18 protein-coding genes and 1 pseudogene are annotated in these 23,324 nt (G+C 73.0%); 9 read left to right on the forward strand and 10 right to left on the reverse strand.

Going from position 1 to position 23,324, the window contains the following annotated elements; translation table 11 throughout:
* Positions 1 to 106: 106 nt before the first annotated feature.
* The 3 genes from OP86_RS05585 (at position 107) to OP86_RS05595 (ending at position 5,151) form a co-directional block, all read left to right on the forward strand.
* Positions 107 to 1,285, forward strand: coding sequence for an ROK family transcriptional regulator (locus OP86_RS05585; protein WP_030056018.1), 1,179 nt, complete (start codon positions 107 to 109; stop codon positions 1,283 to 1,285).
* 279 nt (positions 1,286 to 1,564) lie between these two features.
* Positions 1,565 to 3,469 carry a 1-deoxy-D-xylulose-5-phosphate synthase gene (gene dxs / locus OP86_RS05590; protein ID WP_030056017.1) on the forward strand — a complete coding sequence of 635 codons (1,905 nt, stop codon included), beginning with the start codon at positions 1,565 to 1,567 and terminating at the stop codon, positions 3,467 to 3,469.
* Between the two features lie 155 nt (positions 3,470 to 3,624).
* On the forward strand, positions 3,625 to 5,151 hold the full coding sequence (locus OP86_RS05595; protein ID WP_234434822.1) for an ArnT family glycosyltransferase: 1,527 nt from the start codon (positions 3,625 to 3,627) through the stop codon (positions 5,149 to 5,151).
* 168 nt (positions 5,152 to 5,319) lie between these two features.
* Here the strand turns inward: OP86_RS05595 and OP86_RS05600 are convergent, their stop codons facing one another.
* From OP86_RS05600 to OP86_RS05620, 5 genes are all read right to left on the reverse strand, one after another.
* Positions 5,320 to 7,467 (reverse strand): 3-hydroxyacyl-CoA dehydrogenase NAD-binding domain-containing protein, encoded by a 2,148-nt coding sequence (locus tag OP86_RS05600; protein WP_030056014.1) that lies wholly within the window; start codon positions 7,465 to 7,467, stop codon positions 5,320 to 5,322.
* A gap of 2 nt (positions 7,468 to 7,469) precedes the next feature.
* Positions 7,470 to 8,714, reverse strand: coding sequence for a thiolase family protein (locus OP86_RS05605; protein WP_030056013.1), 1,245 nt, complete (start codon positions 8,712 to 8,714; stop codon positions 7,470 to 7,472).
* Positions 8,715 to 8,945: 231 nt separating this feature from the next.
* Positions 8,946 to 10,199, reverse strand: coding sequence for a ribonuclease D (locus OP86_RS05610; RefSeq protein ID WP_030256011.1), 1,254 nt, complete (start codon positions 10,197 to 10,199; stop codon positions 8,946 to 8,948).
* Positions 10,200 to 10,376: 177 nt separating this feature from the next.
* On the reverse strand, positions 10,377 to 11,093 hold the full coding sequence (locus OP86_RS05615; RefSeq protein WP_030056011.1) for a response regulator transcription factor: 717 nt from the start codon (positions 11,091 to 11,093) through the stop codon (positions 10,377 to 10,379).
* 320 nt (positions 11,094 to 11,413) lie between these two features.
* On the reverse strand, positions 11,414 to 12,076 hold the full coding sequence (locus OP86_RS05620) for a DUF3000 domain-containing protein (protein ID WP_030056010.1): 663 nt from the start codon (positions 12,074 to 12,076) through the stop codon (positions 11,414 to 11,416).
* Positions 12,077 to 12,222: 146 nt separating this feature from the next.
* On the opposite strand from OP86_RS05620, the gene hemE reads away from it, so the two are divergent.
* The gene (gene hemE, locus OP86_RS05625) at positions 12,223 to 13,326 is read left to right on the forward strand and encodes a uroporphyrinogen decarboxylase (RefSeq protein ID WP_051829719.1); all 1,104 of its coding nucleotides are present in this window, start codon (positions 12,223 to 12,225) and stop codon (positions 13,324 to 13,326) included.
* Positions 13,327 to 13,377: 51 nt separating this feature from the next.
* Here hemE and OP86_RS05630 read toward each other — a convergent pair whose 3' ends face one another.
* Positions 13,378 to 14,349: a DUF4349 domain-containing protein gene (locus OP86_RS05630; protein ID WP_157849668.1), complete on the reverse strand. Its 972-nt coding sequence runs from the start codon at positions 14,347 to 14,349 to the stop codon at positions 13,378 to 13,380.
* Positions 14,350 to 14,463: 114 nt separating this feature from the next.
* A complete protein-coding gene (locus OP86_RS05635) occupies positions 14,464 to 14,904 on the reverse strand; it encodes a 2-thiouracil desulfurase family protein (protein ID WP_030056007.1) in 441 nt (146 codons plus the stop codon).
* 49 nt (positions 14,905 to 14,953) lie between these two features.
* Between OP86_RS05635 and OP86_RS05640 the strand changes: the two genes are divergently transcribed.
* Genes OP86_RS05640 through hemQ form a run of 3 tightly spaced genes read left to right on the forward strand, consistent with a single transcriptional unit; the run spans position 14,954 to position 17,710 of the window.
* On the forward strand, positions 14,954 to 15,523 hold the full coding sequence (locus OP86_RS05640; protein WP_030056006.1) for a Uma2 family endonuclease: 570 nt from the start codon (positions 14,954 to 14,956) through the stop codon (positions 15,521 to 15,523).
* A gap of 34 nt (positions 15,524 to 15,557) precedes the next feature.
* Entirely contained in the window at positions 15,558 to 16,988 is a 1,431-nt protein-coding gene (hemG, locus tag OP86_RS05645; RefSeq protein WP_033331100.1) for a protoporphyrinogen oxidase, read from the forward strand.
* Positions 16,985 to 17,710 (forward strand): hydrogen peroxide-dependent heme synthase, encoded by a 726-nt coding sequence (gene hemQ / locus OP86_RS05650; protein ID WP_030056005.1) that lies wholly within the window; start codon positions 16,985 to 16,987, stop codon positions 17,708 to 17,710. The genes hemG and hemQ overlap by 4 nt, the downstream gene beginning before the upstream one ends.
* Before the next feature lie 81 nt (positions 17,711 to 17,791).
* Here hemQ and OP86_RS05655 read toward each other — a convergent pair whose 3' ends face one another.
* The 3 genes and pseudogenes from OP86_RS05655 to OP86_RS38995 all read right to left on the reverse strand — a co-directional run bounded on the left by OP86_RS05655 (position 17,792) and on the right by OP86_RS38995 (position 21,149).
* Positions 17,792 to 18,574, reverse strand: coding sequence for a TIGR04222 domain-containing membrane protein (locus OP86_RS05655; protein ID WP_030256023.1), 783 nt, complete (start codon positions 18,572 to 18,574; stop codon positions 17,792 to 17,794).
* A 101-nt stretch (positions 18,575 to 18,675) separates the two neighbouring features.
* Positions 18,676 to 19,785 carry a TIGR04222 domain-containing membrane protein gene (locus tag OP86_RS05660; RefSeq protein ID WP_030056002.1) on the reverse strand — a complete coding sequence of 370 codons (1,110 nt, stop codon included), beginning with the start codon at positions 19,783 to 19,785 and terminating at the stop codon, positions 18,676 to 18,678.
* A 54-nt stretch (positions 19,786 to 19,839) separates the two neighbouring features.
* A pseudogene (locus OP86_RS38995) lies at positions 19,840 to 21,149 on the reverse strand (MbnB/TglH/ChrH family RiPP precursor modification enzyme).
* A gap of 289 nt (positions 21,150 to 21,438) precedes the next feature.
* Between OP86_RS38995 and OP86_RS05675 the strand changes: the two are divergent.
* On the forward strand, positions 21,439 to 22,368 hold the full coding sequence (locus OP86_RS05675; protein ID WP_030055999.1) for a GNAT family N-acetyltransferase: 930 nt from the start codon (positions 21,439 to 21,441) through the stop codon (positions 22,366 to 22,368).
* 132 nt (positions 22,369 to 22,500) lie between these two features.
* Positions 22,501 to 23,286 carry a hypothetical protein gene (locus OP86_RS05680; RefSeq protein ID WP_157849669.1) on the forward strand — a complete coding sequence of 262 codons (786 nt, stop codon included), beginning with the start codon at positions 22,501 to 22,503 and terminating at the stop codon, positions 23,284 to 23,286.
* Positions 23,287 to 23,324 lie beyond the last annotated feature (38 nt).

Below are 23,324 nucleotides of genomic sequence, written 5' to 3' on the forward strand. Positions count from 1 at the left end.
CCCGCGCCCCGGGCATCCCGCCCCCACGCGCCCGCCCCCGGGCCGTACCCTTCAGGAATTGAAGGGGCAGCCCGGCGGAGGGTTGCCCGCCCTGGGAGGGTGGATCATGTCGACGGACACACCGGGCTCACAGTCGTCCCTGCACCGGGCGAACCTGGAGCGGGTGCTGCGCGCGGTGCGGATGGCCGGTTCGCTGACCCAGGCCGAGATCGCCCGGGGCACCGGCCTCTCCGCGGCCACCGTGTCCAACATCGTGCGGGAACTGAAGGAGAGCGGCACCGTGGTGGTCGCCGACACCTCCTCCGGCGGCCGCCGCGCCCGCAGCGTCTCGCTGAGCGGGGACGCCGGCATCGTGGTCGGCATCGACTTCGGCCACACCCACCTCCGGGTCGCGGTCGGCAACCTGGCCCACCGGGTGCTGGCCGAGGAGAGCGCCCCGATCGACGTGGACGTCTCCGCGCAGCAGGGCTTCGACCGCGCCGAGGCGATGGTCGACCGCCTGCTGGCGCAGGCCGGCTTCCGCCCGGAGAAGGTGATCGGCGTCGGCCTCGGCGTGCCCGGCCCGATCGACGTGGAGACCGGCGCGCTGGGCTCCACCGCGATCCTGCCCGGCTGGACGGGCATCGCCCCGGGCCGGGAGCTGGGCGAGCGGCTGGGCATGCCGGTGCACGTGGACAACGACGCCAACCTCGGCGCGCTCGGCGAGCTGGTCTGGGGGGCCGGCCGCGGTCTGAGCGACCTCGCGTACATCAAGGTGGCGAGCGGTGTCGGCGCCGGCCTGGTGGTCAACGGCCAGATCTACCGCGGCCCGGGCGGCACGGCGGGTGAGATCGGGCACATCACCCTGGACGAGGCCGGGCCGGTCTGCCGCTGCGGCAACCGCGGCTGCCTGGAGACCTTCGTCGGTTCCCGCTACCTGCTCTCCCTGCTCACCTCCACCCTGGGCCCGGACCTCACGCTGCCCCGGGTGGTGGAGCTGGCCCACCACGGCGACCTCGGCTGCCGCCGGGTGATCGCCGACGCCGGCCGGCAGATCGGCACCGGTGTCGCGACCCTGTGCAACCTGCTCAACCCGCGCCGGGTGATCCTCGGCGGCGACCTCGCCGAGGCCGGTGAGCTGGTGCTCGCCCCGATCCGGGACTCGGTGGCCCGCTACGCCATTCCCAGCGCCGCCCGCCAGCTCTCGGTCGTCCCCGGCACCCTCGGCGGCCGGGCCGAGGTGCTCGGCGCGCTGGCGCTGGTGATGAGCGAGATGGGGGAGTCCGGCGCCCTCGGCCGCGCCTAGCGCCGCGCCCGGTGTGAGGGCTCGCGCCGGACGCCGGGCCGGACGTTGTAAAGACGGTCGAACGCCCGCACGTCAACCTGAGGTGACCCGCATCCCCCGGCCGACCTCCGGGAATGGCGCTGACGGAACGGCGGCACCGGGCGCGCCGCTCGGTGTCCGGCAAGCGGACATTAGACTCGACCGGTCGGTACCGGCCGCGACCACCGGCCTGCCGCCGGACCGGGCAGCGACGCCCGTCGGACCGTCCGTGGTCCGCGAACACTGAACGAGGAGGAACGGGTGGCCCTGCTGACCCGCATTCGGGGACCGCGCGATCTCGACCGGCTCACGCCCGGACAGCTGGCCGCACTGGCCCAGGAGATCCGGACCTTCCTGGTGACCGAGGTCTCCAAGACGGGTGGCCACCTCGGCCCGAACCTCGGCGTGGTGGAGCTCACCATCGCGCTGCACCGGGTCTTCGACTCGCCGCGCGACCGCATCCTCTTCGACACCGGCCACCAGAGCTACGTCCACAAGCTGCTCACCGGCCGCCAGGACTTCTCCCGCCTGAAGATGAGCGGCGGCCTGTCCGGCTACCCGTCCCGCGCCGAGTCCGAGCACGACGTGATCGAGAACTCGCACGCCTCCACGGTGCTCTCTTACGCGGACGGCCTGGCCAAGGCCAACAAGATCCAGGGCAAGTCGGACCCGGTCGTCGCCGTGATCGGCGACGGCGCGCTGACCGGCGGCATGGCCTGGGAGGCGCTCAACAACATCGCCGACGCCAAGGACCTGCCGGTCGTCATCGTCGTCAACGACAACGAGCGCTCCTACTCGCCGACCATCGGCGGCCTGGCCAACCACCTCGCCACCCTGCGCACCACCCAGGGCTACGAGCGCTTCCTGTCCTGGGGCAAGGACGCGCTGCAGCGCACCCCGGTGGTCGGCCAGCAGCTGTTCGAGACGCTGCACGGCGCCAAGAAGGGCCTCAAGGACTTCATCGCCCCGCAGGGCATGTTCGAGGACCTCGGCCTCAAGTACATCGGCCCGATCGACGGCCACGACCTGACCGCCCTGGAGTCCGCGCTGACCAAGGCGCGCGGCTTCGGCGGCCCGGTGATCGTGCACTGCCTCACCGAGAAGGGCCGCGGCTACCACGCCGCCGAGAACAACGACGAGGACCGCTTCCACGCGGTCGGCGTGATCCACCCGGACACCGGCCTGCCGGTCAAGAGCTCGGGCAAGGACTGGACCTCCGTCTTCGGCGAGGAGATGGTCGCGCTCGGCCACGAGCGCGAGGACATCGTCGGCATCACCGCCGCGATGCTCCACCCGGTCGGCCTGGCCCCGTTCGCCGAGGCTTTCCCGGACCGCATCTTCGACGTCGGCATCGCCGAGCAGCACGCCGTCACCAGCGCCGCCGGCCTGGCCACCAACGGCCTGCACCCGGTGTTCGCGGTGTACGCGACCTTCCTCAACCGCGCCTTCGACCAGGTCCTGATGGACGTCGCCCTGCACAAGCTGGGCGTCACCTTCGTGCTCGACCGGGCCGGCGTCACCGGGACGGACGGCGCCTCGCACAACGGCATGTGGGACATGTCGATCCTCCAGGTCATCCCGGGCCTGCGGCTGGCCGCCCCGCGCGACGCCGACCAGGTGCGCGCCCAGCTGCGCGAGGCCGTCCAGGTCAAGGACGCCCCGACCGTGGTCCGCTACTCCAAGGGCACGGTCGGCCCGGCCGTCCCCGCGGTCGGCCGGGTCGGCGGCATGGACGTGCTGCGCGCCGCCGAGGAGCCCTCCGGCGCCCACCGCGCCGACGTGCTGATCGTCTCGGTCGGTGCGATGGCCCCCACCAGCCTGGAGGTCGCCGACCTGCTGGCCGCCCAGGGCATCACCGCCACCGTGGTGGACCCGCGCTGGGTCAAGCCGGTGGACCCGGCCCTGCCAGGCCTGGCCGCCGAGCACCGGGTGGTCGTCACGATCGAGGACAACGGCCGGGTGGGCGGCGTCGGCGCGGCCGTGGCCCAGGCGCTGCGGGACGCGGACGTGGATCTGCCGGTGCGCGATTTCGGCATCCCGCAGGAGTTCCTGGACCACGCGAGCCGGAACGAGATCCTGGCCGAGATCGGTCTGAACGCCCCGGACATCGCCCGGAAGGTGACGGCCCTGGTCGCCGGCCTGGCGGCGGCGCGGGTCGAGGCCTGAGGAAGGGCCGCGGCGACGCAGTTCGCCGCTGGTCCGATCAGCCGACGACTGTTCGTCGTAACTCCGTAACAGTTCGTCACGAAACAAGCTGACAATCGCACTGAAAGGCGGGACCGGCGCCAATCGCGCCGATCCCGCCCGGTAGGTTGTCAACCGTGCCGACCCCCACCCGCCTCCGCCTCGCCGGACTGGCCGACCGCCTGCCCGAGCGCGTCCGTACCCGAGTCCGCAACGGGTACTGGACCAGGCTGGTGCCGGTGCTCGCGCTGGTCGCGCTGCTCACCCACATCCCCTCCTTCGCCCGGCCCGTCTGGAGCCCGGACGAGGGCTTCCTGGCCACCCAGGCCCGGATGCTGGCGGACGGCGGGGTGCTGTACGACACGGTGGTGGACCGCAAGCCCCCGCTGCTGCCCTGGCTCTACCAGGCCTGCTTCGCGGTCTTCGGCTCCGCCTCGCTCTGGCCGCTGCGCACCCTGGCCGTGGTGGCCCACCTGGTCACCGCGATCCTGCTGGCCTCGATCGCCCGCGGCCGCTGGGGCAACCGGGCCGGCGCCGGCGCCGGACTGCTCTACCTGCTGGTCTCCATCGGGCTCTCCCCGGAGGACACCCAGGCGGCGACCTTCGAGGTCTTCATGCTGCCCGCCATGGTGGCCGCCTTCCGGTACGCCGAGCGGCGCCGCTGGCTGGCGGCGGGCATCGCGGTGGCGCTCTGCTCCCTGACCAAGCAGACCGGCGGCGCGGTGCTGCTGCCGGTGCTCTGGATGCTGTTCCAGGACGCCCGCCGGCGCGGGGTGCGCTGGCCGCCCGCGCTGTTCAAGATCGGCTTCGGCTTCACCCTGCCGATAGCGCTGGTCGCGGTGATCCTCACCAAGCCCAAGGGCTTCCTCTTCTGGGTGGTCACCGGCAGCGGCGACTACGCCACCTTCGGCGGCGCCTGGCTGCAGATGCTCGGCCGTGCGCTGGGCAACTCGGCCATCCTGGTCGCGGCCGGCCTGGGCTTCCTCTTCCCGGTCGGGCGCCGGCTCTGGCTCAAGCACCGCCACCGCCCGCTGCCGGTGGCCGGCGAGGAGCACGGCTCGACCACCGACCTGTGGGTCTGGCTGCTCTCCTCGGTCGTCGCGGTCAGCGTCGGCTTCCACTTCTTCGGCCACTACTACCTGCAGCTGATCCCGCCGCTGGTGCTGCTGGGCACCGGGGCGGTCGCCACCTCGGCGATCCGCTGGAAGCCCGTCCTGGTGTACACCACGGTCGCCGCCACGGTGTTCTGGGGCCTGGCGCTGGCCTGGCCGGGGGAGCGGCTCAACCGCACCACCGAGGTCGCCACCGCCGTCGCCGCGCAGACCACCCCCAAGGACACCGTGCTGGTCTGGGGCATGCACCCCGAGCTGTACTGGCTGGCCGGCCGCAAGCCCGCCACCCGCTACCTGACCGCCGGCTTCCTGACCAACTACAGCGGCGGCAAGGACGGCAGCCAGAACGTGGGCGAGCAGTTCAGCGTCTCCAACGCCTGGCAGACCTTCGACAAGGAGCTGGCCAACGGCCTGCCCGAGGTCGTGGTCGACGACTCCGGCATCGCCCCGTACCAGCCGGTCATGGTCCCCCGGATCGAGAACCTGCTGGACACCCACTACGAGATGGTCGGCGTCTTCGCCGACACCGTGGTCTACCGCCTCAAGCACTGAGGCCGCCGTACACGCCTCCCCCGCAGAGGCGCCCGTACACACGGAGCACGCGAAGCGGACGAGTACACGAAGCGCGCGGAGCAGACGAGTACACGAGGCGCACGAGCACACGAGAGAGCCCCGGTGACCACCAGGTCACCGGGGCTCCTCCGTCTACGGGGCTTCGCCCTACGCGGGCACCGAGGCCACGCCGGGGGCGAGGAACGGCTTGCCGTTCACGCGCTCCGAGACGCCCTCACGGTCCAGGTACGGGGTGATCCCGCCCAGGTGGAAGGGCCAGCCGGCACCGGTGATCATGCAGAGGTCGATGTCCTGCGCCTCGGCGACGACACCCTCCTCCAGCATCAGGCCGATCTCCTGCGCGACGGCGTCCAGGGCACGGGCGCGGACCTGCTCCTCGGTGAGCACCGAGTCGCCGAAGGTCAGCAGCGCCAGCACCTCGGGGTCGAGGACCTGCTGCCCGTCCACCCAGGTGTAGAAGCCGCGCTTGCCGGCCTTGACCACCTTGGCGAGGTTCTCGGAGACGGTGAACCGCTCCGGGAAGGCGCCGTGCAGGGTCTCCGACACGTGCAGCGCGATGGCCGGACCGACCAGCTCCAGCAGCACGATCGGGGACATCGGCAGGCCGAGCGGCTCGACGGCCTTCTCGACGTCGGCGATCGGGGTGCCCTCGTCGATGATGCCCTGGATCTCGCCCATGAAGCGGGTCAGGATCCGGTTCACCACGAACGCCGGGGCGTCCTTGCAGAGCACCGAGGTCTTCTTCAGCTTCTTCGACACGGCGAAGGCGGTGGCCAGCGACGCGTCGTCGGTCTTGTCGCCGCGGACGATCTCCAGCAGCGGCAGGATCGCGACCGGGTTGAAGAAGTGGAAGCCGACGACCCGCTCGGGGTGCTTCAGCTTGGAGGCCATCTCGGTGACCGACAGCGAGGAGGTGTTGGTCGCCAGCACACAGGTCGGCGAGACCACGTTCTCCAGGTCGGCGAAGACGGTCTGCTTGACGCCCATCTCCTCGAACACGGCCTCGATGACGAAGTCCGCGTCGCCGAAGGCGACGGCCTTGTCGAGCGAGCCGGAGACCAGGCCCTTGAGGCGGTTGGCCTTGTCCTGGCCGATGCGGCCCTTGGAGAGCAGCTTGTCGATCTCGGCGTGGACGTAGCCGACGCCCTTGTCGACGCGCTCCTGGTCGATGTCGGTGAGGACCACCGGCACCTCCAGACGGCGGGCGAACAGCAGCGCCAGCTGCGAGGCCATCAGACCGGCGCCGACGACGCCGACCTTGGAGACCGGGCGGGCCAGCGACTTGTCCGGCGCACCGACCGGGCGCTTGGCCCGGCGCTGCACCAGGTTGAAGGCGTAGATGCCGCTGCGCAGCTCGCCGCTCATGATGAGGTCGGCCAGGGCCGCGTCCTCGGCGTCGAAGCCGGCCTGCAGGCTGCCCTTGTCGGCGAGGTCGGCGTCCTTGACGGCGGCGATGATGTCCAGCGCCTTGTAGGCGGCCGGCGCGGCGCCGTGCACCTTGGCGTCGGCGACCATGCGGCCCCAGAGGACCGCGTCGTCCCAGGCCTTGCCGCGGTCGATGGCCTCGCGCTCGACGGCGACGTCGCCCTTGAGGACCTTGGCGGCCCACAGCAGCGACTGCTCCAGGAAGTCGGCCGGCTCGAAGATCGCGTCGGCGATCCCCAGCTCGAACACGTCCTTGCCCTTGAGCTGCTTGTTCTGGTTCATCGAGTTCTCGATGATGACCTTGACGGCCTTACCGGCACCGATCAGGTTCGGCAGGATGGTGCAGCCGCCCCAGCCGGGGACGAGGCCGAGGAAGACCTCGGGCAGCGAGAAGGCCGGGACGCCCGCCGACACCGTGCGGTAGTCGCAGTGCAGGCCGACCTCGACGCCGCCGCCCATCGCCGCGCCGTTGTAGAAGGCGAAGGTGGGGACGGGCAGCGCGGCGATCCGCTTGAAGACCTCGTGGCCGCCCTTGCCGATGGCCAGCGCGTCCGCGTGCTGCTTGAGCAGCTCGACGCCCTTGAGGTCGGCGCCGACCGCGAAGATGAACGGCTTGCCGGTGATCGCGGCGCCGACGATCTTGCCCTCGGCGGCCTCGGCCTCGACCTGGTCCAGCGCCTCGGACAGCTTGAGCAGCGAGCCCGGGCCGAAGGTGGTCGGCTTGGTGTGGTCGAAGCCGTTGTCCAGGGTGATCAGGGCCAGCTTGCCGGCCTGCAGCGGCAGGTCCAGGTGGCGCACGTGGGCGGTCGTGACGACCTCGCCCGGGAACAGCTCGGCGCCGTGCTGGAGCAGCTCAGTGGTGTTGCTCATGCTCACTTACCACCCTCGACCTGAGACGACTTTTCCGCTCCGCTCCAATGCGGGTTCTCCCAGATGATGGTGCCGCCCATGCCGAAGCCGATGCACATCGTGGTGAGGCCGTAGCGGACGTCCGGGCGCTGCTCGAAGCGGCGGGCCAGCTGGTTCATCAGGCGCACGCCGGAGGAGGCCAGCGGGTGACCGAAGGCGATCGCACCGCCGTACGGGTTGACGCGCTCGTCGTCGTCCGCGATGCCGTAGTGGTCGAGGAAGGCCAGCACCTGGACGGCGAAGGCCTCGTTGACCTCGAAGGCACCGATGTCGTCGATGGTCAGACCGGCCTTGGCCAGCGCCTTCTCGGTGGCCGGGACGGGGCCGATGCCCATGACCTCGGGCTCGACGCCGGCGAAGGCGAAGGAGACCAGGCGCATCTTGATCGGGAGGCCGAGCTCCTCGGCGACGTCCTCGGCGGCCAGCAGCGAGGCGGTGGCACCGTCGTTCAGACCGGCCGAGTTGCCCGCGGTGATGTTGCCGTGCGGGCGGAACGGGGTCTTCAGACCGGCCAGGCTCTCCATCGTGGTGCCCGGGCGCAGCGGCTCGTCCACGGTGGCCAGGCCCCAGCCGGTCTCGCCGACCTCGGGGTTGGTGTTGCGGATCGAGATCGGCACCAGGTCGGGCTGGATGTCGCCGTTGGCGTAGGCCTTGGCCGCCTTCTCCTGCGAGCGCACGGCGTAGGCGTCGCAGCGCTCCTTGGTCAGGTGCGGGAACCGGTCGTGCAGGTTCTCCGCGGTCATGCCCATGAACAGGGCCGACTCGTCGACCAGCTTCTCGGAGACGAAGCGCGGGTTCGGGTCGACGCCCTCGCCCATCGGGTGGCGGCCCATGTGCTCGACGCCACCGGCGACGACGATGTCGTACGCGCCGAAGGCGATGCCGCCCGCGGTGGTGGTGACCGAGGTGAGCGCGCCGGCGCACATCCGGTCGATCGAGTAGCCGGGGACCGACTTCGGCAGGCCGGACAGCAGGGCGGCGGTGCGGCCGATGGTCAGCCCCTGGTCGCCGATCTGCGTGGTGGCGGCGATGGCCACCTCGTCGATGCGCTCGACGGGCAGGTTCGGGTTACGGCGCACGAGTTCCCGGATGCACTTGACGACGAGGTCGTCGGCGCGCGTCTCGTGGTAGATGCCCTTCGGGCCGGCCTTGCCGAACGGGGTGCGGACGCCATCGACAAAGACGACGTCCCTCGCGGTACGAGGCACGGGGGCTCTCCTCCCAGGGACCAACATTTCGAGGTGGGCAGGCTGCCGCCGTCGAAGACCCGAGCGGCGCCGCTTCACCGTCATGCTACCGGTCGGTAACCAACCTGCCCAGGCCCCTCGGACGGTTCCGCCCGTGTGTCCCGCGCCACGTCCGACCAGGAACGCTCCTGCGGGGACGACGAAGGGGATGCCGTCCGTGCGGACGGCATCCCCTTCCGAGGCTCGGCCCGGTCAGCCCTCGGCCGCGGTGGAGGCCGCGGCCGCGGCGAACGCGGCGGCCACCACCGGTGCCACCAGGTCCACCTGCCACTGCCGGGCGCCGAGCCGGCGCAGCGCGGTGGCCACGCCCTCGGCGCCCCGGTCGGCCGGCGGCTCCCAGGACACCCGCCGGACCAGGTCCGGGGTGATCAGGTTCTCGGCCGGCAGGTTGTGCCGCTCGGCCAGCTCGCTGACCGCGCTGCGCGCACCCGACAGCCGGGCGGCGGCCACCGGGTCCTTCTCGGCCCAGGCCCGGGGCGGCGGCGGCCCGTCGTGCGGCGCGGCCGCCGGCGGCAGCTGGTTCTCCGGGATCTCCCGGCCGCGCTGCACGGCCGCCAGCCACTGCTCCAGCTGGCGCCGGTGCACCCGCGGCCCGAAGCCCTGGACGGCCTGCAGGGAGGCGGTGTTCAGCGGCATGGCCAGCGCGGCGTTGACGATCGCGGCGTCCGAGAGCACCCGGCCGGGGGAGACGTCGCGCTCCTGCGCCATCCGGTCGCGGGCCAGCCACAACTCGCGCACCACGGCCAGCTGACGGCGCCGGCGGACCTTGTGCAGCTGCGAGGTGCGCCGCCACGGGTCGGTGCGCGGGGCCGGTCGGGGCGCGGCCGCGATGGAGGCGAACTCCTCCAGGGCCCAGTCGAGCTTGCCCTGGGCGTCCAGCTCCTGTTCGAGTGCGTCGCGCAGCTCGACCAGCACCTCGACGTCCAGAGCGGCATAGCGCAGCCAGGGCTCGGGCAGCGGGCGGGTGGACCAGTCGACCGCCGAGTGCTCCTTGGCCAGGCTCAGCCCGAGGACGTTCTCGGTCATCGGCCCGAGGCCGACCCGGGCGAAGCCGGCGATCCGCCCGGCGAGCTCGGTGTCGAACAGGCGCTGGGGTCTCATCCCGACCTCGGCCAGGCAGGGCAGGTCCTGGGTGGCCGCGTGCACCACCCATTCGGCGTCCTGGAGGGCGGCGCCTAGAGCGCTCAGGTCGGGGCAGGCGATCGGGTCGATCAGGGCGGAGCCGGAGCCGGCACGGCGCAGCTGGATGAGGTAGGCGCGCTGCCCGTAGCGGTAACCGGAGGCCCGCTCGGCGTCTACGGCGACCGGCCCGGTGCCCGCGGCGAAGGCGGCGATCGTGGCGGCCAGCGCCTGCTCGTCCTCCACGACGGGCGGGATCCCCTCCTTCGGCTCAAGGAGCGGGACCGGGGCTGCTTCTTCTGGGATGGCTGCTACGGCGTCGGTCACCCACCAAGGGTACGACGCTCCTCACGGCCGGGAGTGTTGTCGGACTGGTCAGACAGTTACTCACCCGGTCTTCGCCCGCTCGCCTCCGGGGCGCTCGGACCGGGCGACGACGGGGCGGCGGCCGAGGAGGAAACGTTCCTCCTCGGCCGCCGCGGCGGTACGGACGGAGCGTTCGGCTCAGTGGATGATGCCGGTGCGCAGCGCGACGGCGACCATCCCGGCGCGGTCGCCGGTGCCCAGCTTGCGGGCGATCCGGGCGAGGTGGCTCTTCACGGTGAGCGCCGACAGGCCCATCGCCACGCCGATCGCCTTGTTCGACTGCCCTTCGGCGACCAGCCGCAGCACCTCGACCTCGCGGCCGGACAGCTCGCGGTAGGCGGTCGGCTGCGGGCCCTGCGCACCGGGGGCTCCGGGGGCGCCCGGTGCACCGGCGGCGCCCGGCATGCCCGGCATCCCGGGGCGGCGCATCCGCCCGGCCAGTCCTCCGGCGCCGATCGGCAGGCCCGGGCGGCCCGGCATCGCCACGTTCGTGCGGGTGCCGGTGACCACGTAGCCCTTGACGCCGCCGGCCAGTGCGCTGCGGACCGCGCCGATGTCGTCGGCGGCGGACAGGGCCAGGCCGTTGGGCCAGCCCGCGGCGCGGGTCTCGGCGAGGATGGTCAGCCCGGAGCCGTCCGGCAGGTGTACGTCGGCGACGCAGATGTCGCGCGGGGTGGAGACCCGGGGGCGGGCCTCGGCGATCGATGACACCTCGATCACGTCCCGGACGCCGAGCGCCCACAGGTGACGGGTGACGGTGTTTCGGACGCGGGGATCGGCGATGACCACCATGGCGGTGGGCTTGGTCGGGCGGTAGGCGACCACGTTTGCGGGGTGCTCAAGAAGGACCGACACCAGGCCTCCTGCGGGGAGTGGCGGACGGAACCCCGATGGGGGCGGTCGGAGTGTTCCGCGTTCGGAAAGGGTCACAGTCTGCTTCGGCAGCAACCGTGCCCGGCTTTAGCGAAAGATCACGATCTAGTGAGTAACAATACGGACAAATCGCGCAAATGATTGATGCGACATGCCTGGTATTCGCACAAAATCGATCAGATTCGACGCCAATCAGTCGGTATCGACCGGTTAATTGACGCGGAGCGGGTCCGAAGTCACACTCCGTCAGCCCTGGGGGTGGCGTCCGGCCGTCCCGTGTCGTCGGGCCCGGACGCCACTCGTCAGTGCGACCGGGGGCGTCGCCGTGCGGGCATCGGGACCACTCCACCGAGTGACGGCACCTCGGCGGGGCCCTGCGGGGCCGGGGCGGCCGGCGGCAGGCCGGCGCCGATGCAGAGCAGGTCCGCCCAGGCCGCCAGGTGCCGCTCGAAGCGGCCGTCGGCCGGCGTCCAGGACGCCCGGATCTCGATCTCGGTCGAGGTCGGGCGGTCCGCCAGACCGCCGAAGTACTGGGAGGCGCACCTGGTCACCGTGCCGGACGGCTCCGCGTACCCGGCGCCGTGGGTCTGCAGCGCGTCCAGCAGCCAGGCCCAGCCGACCTCGCAGAGCATCGGGTCGCCGGCCATCTCCGGCTCCAGCTCGGCCCGCGTCATCGTGACCACCCGGAACTCGCCGTTCCAGGCCTCCTGCCCGGCCGGGTCGTACAGCAGCACCAGCCGGCCGTCCGCCAGCTCCTCGCCGTCCACCTCCACCGCGGCGGTCACGGCGAACGAGTACGGGGCGAGCCGGCGCGGCGCCGGCGCGGGGGAGAGCTGCACCTCGGGCCGCAGCCGGGCCCCGTCCAGGGCCGCCACGGCGGCCCGGAACTCGCTCGGCGCCCCCTCGTGACCCGTTCCGCCACCTGCTCCGCCACCCTGTGCGGGGTGCCCTCCGACCGCTGCCATGACCCGAAGACTAGGTCGAAAGCCCGGGTTATCGCCGCAACTTCTCTCCCAGCGGCGTGCCGGAACGGCAAACCCGGGCAGATCTTGGAGGAACCGACGAGACCGGCCGGAAAACCGGCCCGGGGGCGCGTGCGAAGATTTGACGCGTGAGCGAGACAACGGCAGACACGACGGCGGCCACCCACGACGGCCGGACCACCCCCGCGCGCCGCGGCGCCGCGTACGACTCCGCGTTCCTGCGCGCCTGCCGGCACGAGCCGGTACCGCACACCCCCGTGTGGTTCATGCGCCAGGCGGGCCGCTCGCTGCCCGAGTACCTGAAGGTCCGCGAGGGCATCCCCATGCTGGAGTCCTGCATGCGGCCCGAGCTGGTCAAGGAGATCACCCTGCAGCCGGTGCGCCGGCACAAGGTGGACGCGGCGATCTTCTTCAGCGACATCGTCGTGCCGCTCAAGGCGGTCGGCATCGACGTCGACATCAAGGCCGGCGTCGGCCCGGTCATCGCCGACCCGATCCGCACCTTCGAGGACCTCAAGCGGCTGCGCCCGCTGGAGCCGGACGACGTCCCCTACATCACCGAGGCCGTCGGCCTGCTGGTGGACGAGCTCGGCGAGACCCCGCTGATCGGCTTCGCCGGCGCGCCCTACACGCTGGCCAGCTACCTGGTCGAGGGCGGGCCGTCCAAGAACCACGAGAACACCAAGGCCATGATGTACGGGCAGCCCGAGCTGTGGGCCGCCCTGGTGGACCGGCTCGCGGACATCACCTCGGCCTTCCTGAAGGTCCAGATCGAGGCCGGCGCCTCGGCGGTCCAGCTGTTCGACTCCTGGGTCGGCTCGCTCGCGCCCGAGGACTACCGCCGCTCCGTGATGCCGGCCAGCACCAAGGTCTTCGACGCCGTCGCCGGCTACGGCGTGCCGCGGATCCACTTCGGCGTCGGCACCGGCGAACTGCTCGGCCTGATGGGCCAGGCCGGCGCGGACATCGTCGGCGTCGACTGGCGGGTGCCGCTGAACGTCGCCGCCGAGCGGGTCGGCCCGGGCAAGGGCCTGCAGGGCAACCTCGACCCGGCGGTGCTGTTCGCACCCACCGAGGTCGTGGAGGCCAAGGCCCGCGAGGTGCTGGACGCCGCCCGGGCGCTCGGCACCAGCAGCCACATCTTCAACCTCGGCCACGGCGTGATGCCGTCCATGGACCCGGACGCGCTCAGCCGCCTCGCCGCCTTCGTCCACGAGGCGAGCGCGCGCTGACACCCCGCGGTGGCGGGCCCTCCGATCGCGGCGGGCCCGCCACCGTCGTGTTCAGCCCTCGGCGTCCCCGTCCTCCCCGCCCTCCCCGTCCTGCTCGGGGTCCGTCCGGGCCCCGGTCGCGGCCGGGCGGCGACGGCTCCAGTACCGGTACGCCAAGGCCGCCGGCACGCCCAACAGCAGCAGGAACGGCGCCACCGCGGCGATGGCCACGGCCAGCGCGCGGACGATCGCGACCAGGACGTGCCAGCCGCCGCCGAGCGCCGAGCCGACCGAGTCGCCGAAGCCCTCCTCCTCCGCGCTGGGCGCCGGCGTCGCCGACGGCGTGGCGGCCTCGTGCTGGACCTCCAGCGTGACGGTGGAATACGAGGTCCTGGCGGACAGCTCCTTCTGCTGCTTCTGCAGCGACTCCAGGTCGGCCTCGCGGCGGCTCAACTCCGCCTCCAGTGAGGTGATCTCGCTCAGCGACTTGGCCTGCGCCATCAGCGCCCGCACCCGGTCCACACTCGCCTGCTGGGTCTGCACCCGGCTCGCCACGTCGGCGACCTGCTGGGTCAGGTCGTCCGCCTGGCTCTTGCGGGACACCACCTCGCCCAGGGCGGCGAGCCGGTCCAGGGTCTGCTGGTACGCGGCGGACGGGATCTTGAGCGTCACCTGCCCCGACTCGCTCCCGGGGCCGCCGTAGACCGACTCGGCGCCGACGTAGCCGCCCGCCGCCGTGGCCAACTCCCGTGCCCTGGCGAACACCTGGGGGACATCCTGGGCGCGCAGGCTCAGCTGCGCGGTGTACGCGATCAGTCGGCTGTCGGCGACCGGGGTGACCCCGGCCGCCGCCGGAGCACCGGACGGCTGGGCCGCCTCCCCGCCCGGGTTGGCCGGGGCCGCCGCTGCCGGGGCCGCAGCCGAGTCGTTCTTGGCCGCCCCTCCCGTACCGCCCGCACTGCAGCCCCCCACCAGCAGCACGGCCACGGCCGCCGCCGTCACCGCTGCCGCCGACGCGCCGGCTCTCGCCCGTCCACCCCTCATCGGGCCCTCCCCAAGTCCGTTGGCAGTTCTCCCCATTGGACGAGAGAGCCGGTCGAACGGACCCGGCCCGGAGATCCCAGGTCGATCACGAGTCGGCGGCGGGCCGGACACGCCCTATCCGGCGGTGACCTCGATCCCGGCCCGGCGAAGCAGCGCCGCCGTCACCCCGTCGCCCGGTCGCAGCTCCCCGGTGAACGTCCCGTCGTACACCTGCCCGCAGCCGCAGGACGGGCTGCGCGCCATCAGCACCGCCCGCCGTGCCTCCGCGGCCTCGGCGGCGGCGAGGGCGGCCCGGGCGCCGGCCAGGAACTCCCCGGTGCAGTCCGCCCCGGTCGCGTCCACCACCCGCGCCCGCCCGTCCAGTACGTCCGCCCCGTCCCCGCCCACGATCTCCGCCGGCGGCCGAGGCGTCGGCAACCCGCCCATTCCCTCCGGGCACACCACCACGGCCCGCCCCTCCTCCACCAGCCGCACCGCGCCGTCGGAGGTCTTCGCCCGCCCGTCGTACCGGCAGGGAACCCCGGCCAGACACGCACTCACCACGATCGGTTCCATGGCTGGAGCGTAACCACGGGGCTGATCAGGTCGTTCGTGCAGGATGATGATGAATGATCTTCCGGATTGGATGTACGCGCCCCGAGTCGAGGGGTGGTTCGCCGAGGACCTCGACAACCTGCCGCAGGCGCCGCCGCACACCGAGCTGTTGCACGGCGCCCTGGTGTTCCGGCTGGCACGCGAGCGGTCATGGCACAGCCGGGTCGTGGCGTGGCTGGTCGCCGTACTGGAGGGGGCCGCTCCGGTCGGGGTCCGGGTGGAGAACAGCATGACGGTGACGCTCGACACGTGGAACCGGCTGGAACCGGATGTGCTGGTCAGTGATGCTGCCTTCGACCCCGATCGCACCTGGTACACCCCGGCGGAGGTGCTGCTCGCTGTCGAGGTGCTCTCGCCGGAGTCGGAGGGCCGCGATCGCGGAGTCAAGTTCCGCAAGTACGCCGAGGCGGGAATCCCGCACTACTGGATCGTCGAGGAGGAGGACGGCCGGCCGGTCGTCCACGTTTACGAGCTGGAGCGGACGCTCTCTGCCTACGCTCCGGCCGGGATCTTTCGCGGCAGGGTGGAGCGCCCGGTGCCGTGGCCGATGTCGATCGATGTCGGGTGTGCAGCGGATTGAGGGTCCGGCGTAAAGACCTGCGAGACTGCGAGGCATGTCGGATGCACACGTCGTCGTCGTCGGTGGTGGGATCGCGGGGCTGGCTGCGGCCGCTTTCCTGAGTGGGGCGGCCGGGGGGGTGGCGCGGGCCCGGGTGACGCTGCTGGAGGCGTCGGGGCGGGTCGGCGGGAAGCTGTGGGGCGGCGAGGTCGGCGGGGTCCGGGTGGACCTCGGGGCCGAGTCGGTGCTGGCCCGGCGGCCGGAGGCGGTGGAGCTGGCGCGGGCGGTCGGGCTGGGCGGGGAGCTGGAGCCGCCGACCACCGCGAAGGCGGCGATCTGGACGCGCGGGGCGCTGCGGCCGCTGCCGGGCGGGCAGGTGATGGGCGTGCCGGGCGACCTGGCGGCGCTGGAGGCCTCCGGGGTGCTCACCGCCGAGGGGCTGGAGCGGGCCCGGCGCGAGGAGTCCACCGAGGTGGGGGATGACGTCGCGATCGGCCGCTACGTCGCCGACCGGCTGGGCCGGGAGGTGGTGGACCGGCTGGTCGAGCCGCTGCTGGGCGGCGTCTACGCCGGGCGCGCCGACGAGATCTCGCTGCGGGCCGCCGTACCGCAGCTGCTGTCGATCGCCCGGGGCGGCGGCTCGCTGGTCGAGGGGGTGCACGAGCTGGCCTCGCGGCCGGCGACGGTCGGCACCCCGGTGTTCAACGGCCTGCGGGGCGGCCTCGGCACCCTGCCGGAGGCGGTCGCGGCGGCCTGCGTCAAGGCGGGCGTGGACCTGCGCACGGACGCCCCGGTGGACGAGCTGCGCCGCACCCCCGACGGCTGGCGGGTGGTGACCGGCGGCGAGGTGCTGCACGCGGACGCCGTGGTGCTGGCCGTCCCGGCCCCGGCCGCGGCCCGGCTGCTGCGCGAGGACGCCCCGGCGGCCGCCACCGAGCTGGACGCCGTCGAGTACGCGGGCATGGCACTGGTGACGCTGGCGTTCCGGCGCTCCGACCTGGCCGAACTCCCGAGCGGCAGCGGGTTCCTGGTGCCGCCGGTGGACGGGCGGCGGATCAAGGCGTCGACCTTCTCCTCCAACAAGTGGGGCTGGCTGGAGCGTTCCGCGCCGGACGCGTTCCTGCTGCGCACCTCGCTGGGCCGGCACCGCGAGGACGAGGCGCTGGGCCTGCCGGACGAGGAGCTGGTGGCCCGCTCGCTGACGGACCTGGCCGAGGCGATCGGGCTGACCGCCCGGCCGTACGACACCTTCGTGTCGCGCTTCACGGCCGGCCTGCCGCAGTACCCGGTGGGCCACCCGGACCGGGTGGCCCGGGTTCGGGCGGCGGCCGAGCGGGTGGGCGCGCTGGCGCTGTGCGGCGCCGCGTACGACGGGGTGGGCATCCCGGCGTGCATCGCTTCGGCGGCCGCCGCGGTGGCCGCCGTCGACAGACTGTTGACCCCGGAGACCGGGGACGGTTCCACGGAGAGGACAATGGGCGCATGACTGAGACCGTTGAGCGGCAGCCGGAGCAGCAGCCCGAGAAGAAGAAGGCACGTGACCTGAACCAGGTCATCCGCTACACCATGTGGTCGGTGTTCAAGCTCAAGGGCGCCCTGCCCGAGGACCGCACCGCCCTGGCCGCCGAGGTGGACGAGCTGTTCGAGCAGCTGGCCGCGAAGGACGTGACCCTGCGCGGCACGTACGACGTCTCCGGTCTGCGCGCGGACGCCGACATCCTGGTCTGGTGGCATGCCGGCGACTCGGACGACCTGCAGGAGGCGTACAACCGCTTCCGCCGCACCGGCCTGGGCCGCCAGCTGGAGCCGGTCTGGTCGAACATGGCGCTGCACCGCCCGGCCGAGTTCAACAAGTCGCACATCCCGGCCTTCCTCGCCGACGAGCGCGCGCGCGACTACGTCTGCGTGTACCCGTTCGTGCGCTCCTACGAGTGGTACCTGCTGCCGGACGAGGAGCGGCGCGCGATGCTCGCCGAGCACGGCATGCTGGCGCGCGGCTACCCCGACGTGCGGGCCAACACGGTGGCCTCGTTCGCGCTCGGCGACTACGAGTGGCTGCTCGCCTTCGAGGCGGACGAGCTGCACCGGATCGTCGACCTGATGCGCGACCTGCGCCCGTCCCGGGCCCGGCTGCACGTCCGCGAGGAGGTGCCGTTCTTCACCGGCCGCCGCAAGCCGGTCGGCGAGCTGCTCAACGGCCTGGTCTGAGCGACCGCGCGTTCTCCGGAGGCCGGTTCCCCGTGTACGGGGAGCCGGCCTCCGGCGTTGCCGCGGCCGTGGGCCGCGGGCTCAGCCGCGGTGCGGGCGCAGGGCGGCGCGCAGGCGGGCGTCCGTGAGGACGGCGGGGCCGTTCATGGCGACGGCGGTGAGCAGTTCGCGCTCCTCGTCGTCGGCGAGGCCGCGCTGGCGGGCCGGGCGCACCTCGCGCAGCACCTCCTGGCCGATCGGGGACGCCCAGCGGGTGTACGGGTAGACGTCGACCCGGGCCATCAGCAGGGTGCCGGAGGTGAGCACCAGCGGCAGCGAGAACCAGGCGAGCGGGGAGAGGGTGTCACCGCCGGTGAAGCCGCTGACGGCCAGGGACGCGGCCAGCAGGAGCAGCGACAGCAGCAGCGCGTGCCGGACCTGGCGGACCACCACGACGGTGTTGCGCTGCACCAGGGCCGGGGTGGCCAGGCCGGCCAGGGCGAGCCGGGCGCCGATCTCCAGCACGGTGGGGTGCTCGGCCATCGCCCGGCGCAACTCGTCGGTGCGGCACTGGCCCTCGGGGCCGACGGTGGCGATGATCGCCCGTTCCAGGCGGCTGCGGCCCTTGGGGTCGACCACGGTGGTCCAGCCGGTGTGCGCCAGGTGCAGCCGGCCCCGGCCGGCCATCAGGACGAGGGCCAGCTCGACCACCCGGTCCGGGCCGCCGGCCAGGTAGGCCGTCTCGTACAGCCCGATGCCGACGGCCTCGGGCGGGCGCAGCCCGTCCTGTTCGGCCAGGGCATCGGCGGTGGCGGTCATCCGGACCAGCCGGAGGCAGGAGAGCACCGCCACGACACAGGCCGGTATCAGGAAGAGCAACCACATGGCCTTGTTGTATGCCTGGCCCGATGGCGCGGGGAACGTCTTCCCGGTCCGCGATACCGAACTGTGACGTCAGCCGTGGGGCGAACTCCGGCGGGCGGGCGTCAGGATCCGCAGCTCGACCCGCAGCTCGATCCGCAGCTGGAGGACGAGGAGCTGCAGCTGGAGGAGGACGATCCGCAGCTGGAGGACGAGGAGCCGCAGCTGCTGGACGACGATCCGCAGCTGCTGGAGGACGAGCCGCAACTTGACGATCCGCAGCCGGCGGACCCGGACCCGGAGTCGGAGGACGAGCCGCACCAGGAGGCGGTCGAGGAGGAGCAGGACGAGGAGGAGCAGGACGAGGTCGAGGACGACGACGAAGACGAAGAGGACGAGGACGAGGAGGCGAACGAGGACGAGCTCGCGGCGGCCTGCCGCATCGCCTCCTCCTCGGCCTCCGCGGCCAGCATCGTGGCCTCCAGCTCCGGGTCGTCCAGCCCGGCGGCGGCCAGCCCGCCGAGCGCGAGCGCACCCAGCAGCGCGCCGCCGGCCAGCTGGGGCGAGACGCCGGAGTGGGGCGTCCACGGCCGGTCGTCCATCAGGGACAGCTGGCGCCGGCCGGCCGGGGTGATCCGGCCCTTGACCGGCCTGGTGGCGAGCAGCGCGACGACGCCGCCGACCAGCAGGAAGCCCGGGATCCCGAGGTTGGCGCGGCCGTGGCCGTAGGCGCCGTCGTCGAGCAGGACGGCGGCGACGGTGAAGGCCACGAGGACGAGCATCGCGAGCCAGAGCAGCCGGCGGGCGGTCCTGGCCCGGTGCAGCCGCTCGGGGCGGCGCAGCAGGCCGCGGTCGGCGAGCCGGTCGCCGATCTCCTGGACGGCGGCGGAGCGCATCACCATACGGCGCAGCGGGGCGAGTTCACGGCTCCCGCTGGGGCCGACGGCCTCCTGGATCGCCTGGTCGACCGCGTCGTACGGCTTGCCGCCGGTGAGCGTGACCAGGCCGGAACGGCTGATCACGGCCTGCTCGCCCAGGTGCATCCGGACCAGGGCGGTGTCGAACACCCGGCCCGGCCCGCCGGCCAGGAACGCGGCGTCGAGCAGCGGCAGGCCGCGGCCGGGCAGGCCCTTGGCGTACGGGACGTGGCCGATCCGCTGCCGGCTCCGGACGGCGTACAGGGCGGCGGCCGCCAGCAGGACGGCCGGGATGATGAAGTAGCTGTTGTGCCACATGGATGGTTCCCCCGAGGTGACGATGGGTCGCCGGCCGAACGGGCCCGGCGAGTGCTAGCCGCGCAGGGCCCGGCGCAGGCGCGCGAGCGGGCCGGGCGGCCGTACGGGTGCCGGGTGGAGCCACTGCTCCAGGGCCCGGCGGTGGTCGGCGGCGGGCGGGCCGCCGTCGGTGAGCACCCACGCGGCGAAGGACCGGGCGTCGGCGCGGTAGCCGCCGGTCTGCGGGTGGGTGCGGGCGTAGTCGAGGAAGAGCGGCCCGTACCGCGCCCCGAGCAGGCGGGGCAGGTCCGGGGCGACCTTCGCGGTGGTGTCGCGCCGTTTGGCGGCGAGGCCGGTGGACTGGGCGCGGACCTGGGCCGGGTCGAAGCCGGGCGGGACGGGCCCGCCGGCCACCAGGGCGGCCAGCAGCTCCTCCTGGCGCCGGGCCAGCCGGGCCCGGGCGGCGTCGGCGCCTTCCCCGGTGACGGTGGCGGTGGCGCGGTCGGTTGCCGTGGTCGGGTCGCTCATCGCCGGGTGCTCCCCTCCAGCACCCGGCGGATGGCGTCCAGTTCACCGGCCAGCTCGCTGGGCGGCGGGAAGTTCGCGTCCCGCTCCAGCAGCACGCCGGGCGGTGCGACCCGTGCGCACAGCTCGGCCAGCACCTCCAGGACCGGTGCGGTGACGGGGTGGGCGTGGGTGTCGTGCCAGACGCCGTCGACCAGGGTGCCGCCCGCGACGTGCACGTAGGCGAGCGCCTCCAGCGGCAGGCGGTCGAGTTCGGCGGCCGGGTCGACGCCGAGGTTGACCCGGTTGGTGTGCAGGTTGGCGACGTCGATCAGCAGCCGGACGCCGGTGCGCTCGACCAGCTCGGCGAGGAACTGACCCTCGGTGAACTCGTCGTCCGGCCAGGCGAGCTGGGCGGCGATGTTCTCCAGGGCGAGCGGCACCGGGAGCTGGTCCTGGGCGATCCGGACGTTCTCGGCGATCACCCGCAGCGAGTCGCGGGTGCGGGGGACGGGCAGCAGGTGGCCGGCCTCCAGGCCGCCGGCCCGGACGAAGGCCAGGTGCTCGGTGACCACCGGGGAGCCGAGCGCCAGCGCGGTGTCGGCGAGCCGGGCGAGGCGGCCGGTATCGGGCAGGTCGGCGCCGCCGAGGCCGAGGCCGACGCCGTGCGGGACGACGGTGACGCCGCGTCCGCGCAGCGCGGCCAGCGAGTCGGGCAGGTGGTCGGCGCAGATGTTCTCGGCGACCACCTCGACCCAGTCCAGGCCGGGTTGGCGTTCGACCACGGTGTCGATCTCGCTACGCCAGCCGAGGCCGACGCCCAGGCGGGCGGGGCCGTCGACGCCCGGATGGGCGGGGCCGCCGGCGGCCCGTACGGGCAGGTCCAGAGCAGGGGAAGTCATCGGTGCGCCCCCTTCGGAGGGCCGGGTGGGAGGGCCGTCGGGCGGTGCGGGCGTCGTCGCCAGGACCGCGCGGCCGTGTTGCTGAGGATGTCCCCGGGCGGGGTGGCTGCCAAGCCTCACCCGGTCTTCTCAGAGCATTATTTGAGCATGCGGCCGTGGTGATGAGGGACTTTGGTCCCCATCTGCGGTCATTTCCGCAGGTGGGGTGCCCTGTCGACGGAGAAAATCGGAGGCGCCGGACGGGCGGGTGCGGCTAGCGTGGGAGCCGATGACTTCTTCGCATTCTTTGACGATCCGTGAATTCCGCCCCGAGGACGCCGAGGCCGCGGTGGCGGCCCACCGGGCCGGGCGCGAGCACCTGGTGACGACGGCCGAGGCCCTGCTCTGGCTGAACGACCGGCCGAGCCCCGACGAGCACTACCGCACCTTCGTCGCCGAGCTGGACGGCCGGGTGGTCGGCTCGGTGCGTTGCGGCCTGGTGCTCGGGACGACGACCACCGGGGTCGGCCACGCCAACGGCAGCGTGCTGCCGGAGTTCCGGCGGCACGGCGCGGCCACCGCCCTGCTGGCCGCGGCCGAACGCCACCTCGCCGAGCACGGGGTGACGGAGCTGCACACCTGGCTGGACGACGAGCCCGCCGGGCTGGCCTTCGGCACCGCCCGGGGCTACCAGGTCGGGCGCGCGGCGCAGTTCGGCGCACGGGACCTCGCGCTGGCGCTGCCGCAGGCGCCCGTCCGTCCGGCCGGCGTCGAGCTGCGTCCGGCCGCCGACTGGGCGGACGACCCGCGCCCGCTGTTCCTGGTCGAGGCGGACGCCATCCGGGACGAGCCCGGCGAGGTGCCGATGGACGCCCTGGAGTACGAGGAGTGGCTGCGGACCGAATGGGCCCGGCCGGACCTGGACCTGGCGCTGACCGTCGTCGCCGTGGTGAACGGCGTGCCGGCCGCGTTCAGCATGGTGCAGACGGACGGGGTGGACCGCTACTGGTCCGCGTTCACCGCCTGCCGCCGGGAGTTCCGCGGGCGTGGCCTGAGCAAGCTGGCCAAACTGGAGTCGCTGCGCCTGGCGGCCGCGGCGGGTTACCGGCGCGCGTACACCTCCAATGACGAGACCAACGCGCCGATGCTGGCGATCAACGCGTGGCTGGGGTACGAGCGCTGTGCCGGGGAACGCAAGGGCATCAAGCACCTGAAGTAACGCAGAGTGCTGCAATTCTTACGCTCCGGATTGCCGCAAGGGGGGTATTTCGGCCACGGGCGGGGACATGACCAGGGCGTACCGTTCGTGGTCGAGTCTTCCTCCGGGGGTCATATGGACATCCTGCTCCAGGTGCTGATCGCATCCGTTCCGGCGGTGATCGGCTTCCTCGCGGCCCGCTCCCTAGCCCAGACCAGACTGCTCCTGCGCTACGGCTTCCTGCGGGCGATGGTGGCGCCGTACGGCCGGGTGCAGATCATCACGCCGAGCATCGAGGTCGCGGAGTTCGCCGTCACCTCGGACGGCTGCCAACTGGCCAGCCGTGGGCCGAAGAACGTGCTGTTCATGCCGATGGCCGAGGCCAGGGCGATAGCGGAGCTCACCGACCTGCTGCGGAAGGTCAACCGGAAGGCCACGATCGAGCTGGTGGTGGCGGGCGCGCAGGACCCGCGGATGCCGACCTTCTCGATCGGTGGCCCGAGCGTCAACTCCTACTCCGCCGGCGTGCTGGACGCGGTGTTCCCGGACTTCGCCATCGAGTACCCGGATGAGGCCCGCGCCCGGTGGGGCGGCATGACCTTCGAGGCGCTGTACAACCCGGCCGGGGAGCTGATCCGCGACCACGGCTTCGTCTTCGTGACCCGCACGCCCCGGCACGCGCCGTGCATCGTGCTCTGCGGGGTGTTCGCCTTCGGCTCCGCGATGGCGGTGGAGGCGCTGACGGCGGCGGGCCGCAACTCGCCGCTGGCGGCGCTCTTCCGGTCGGGGGAGAAAGGATTCGCCGCCGTGGAGGGCCGGGTGATCGGCCTGGACACCGTGGACGTCACGGTCGAGGTCTGCCGGGTGCTGCCCGCGCCGCGATCCGACGTACCGTCAGGATTTCGGGGCGATGTGTCCGCCAGTCGTCCCGAGCAGTGAGACGATTGGTCTCGACCATGCGGCGCGAATCCGGACAG

The organism is Streptomyces novaecaesareae (assembly GCF_000716875.1).
GTDB classification, from domain to species: Bacteria; Actinomycetota; Actinomycetes; order Streptomycetales; family Streptomycetaceae; genus Kitasatospora; species Kitasatospora novaecaesareae.

What these genes read in the sequence shown, in the direction of transcription:
- OP86_RS05660 (WP_030056002.1), bottom strand. Translation starts at nt 19,785, where the DNA reads ATGTGGCACAACAGCTACTTCATCATCCCGGCCGTCCTGCTGGCGGCC.
- OP86_RS05585 (WP_030056018.1), top strand. Translation starts at nt 107, where the DNA reads ATGTCGACGGACACACCGGGCTCACAGTCGTCCCTGCACCGGGCGAAC.
- OP86_RS05635 (WP_030056007.1), bottom strand. Translation starts at nt 14,904, where the DNA reads ATGGAACCGATCGTGGTGAGTGCGTGTCTGGCCGGGGTTCCCTGCCGG.
- OP86_RS05675 (WP_030055999.1), top strand. Translation starts at nt 21,439, where the DNA reads ATGACTTCTTCGCATTCTTTGACGATCCGTGAATTCCGCCCCGAGGAC.
- OP86_RS05640 (WP_030056006.1), top strand. Translation starts at nt 14,954, where the DNA reads ATGAATGATCTTCCGGATTGGATGTACGCGCCCCGAGTCGAGGGGTGG.
- OP86_RS05655 (WP_030256023.1), bottom strand. Translation starts at nt 18,574, where the DNA reads ATGTGGTTGCTCTTCCTGATACCGGCCTGTGTCGTGGCGGTGCTCTCC.
- OP86_RS05630 (WP_157849668.1), bottom strand. Translation starts at nt 14,349, where the DNA reads ATGAGGGGTGGACGGGCGAGAGCCGGCGCGTCGGCGGCAGCGGTGACG.
- OP86_RS05600 (WP_030056014.1), bottom strand. Translation starts at nt 7,467, where the DNA reads ATGAGCAACACCACTGAGCTGCTCCAGCACGGCGCCGAGCTGTTCCCG.
- hemQ (WP_030056005.1), top strand. Translation starts at nt 16,985, where the DNA reads ATGACTGAGACCGTTGAGCGGCAGCCGGAGCAGCAGCCCGAGAAGAAG.
- OP86_RS05620 (WP_030056010.1), bottom strand. Translation starts at nt 12,076, where the DNA reads ATGGCAGCGGTCGGAGGGCACCCCGCACAGGGTGGCGGAGCAGGTGGC.
- hemG (WP_033331100.1), top strand. Translation starts at nt 15,558, where the DNA reads ATGTCGGATGCACACGTCGTCGTCGTCGGTGGTGGGATCGCGGGGCTG.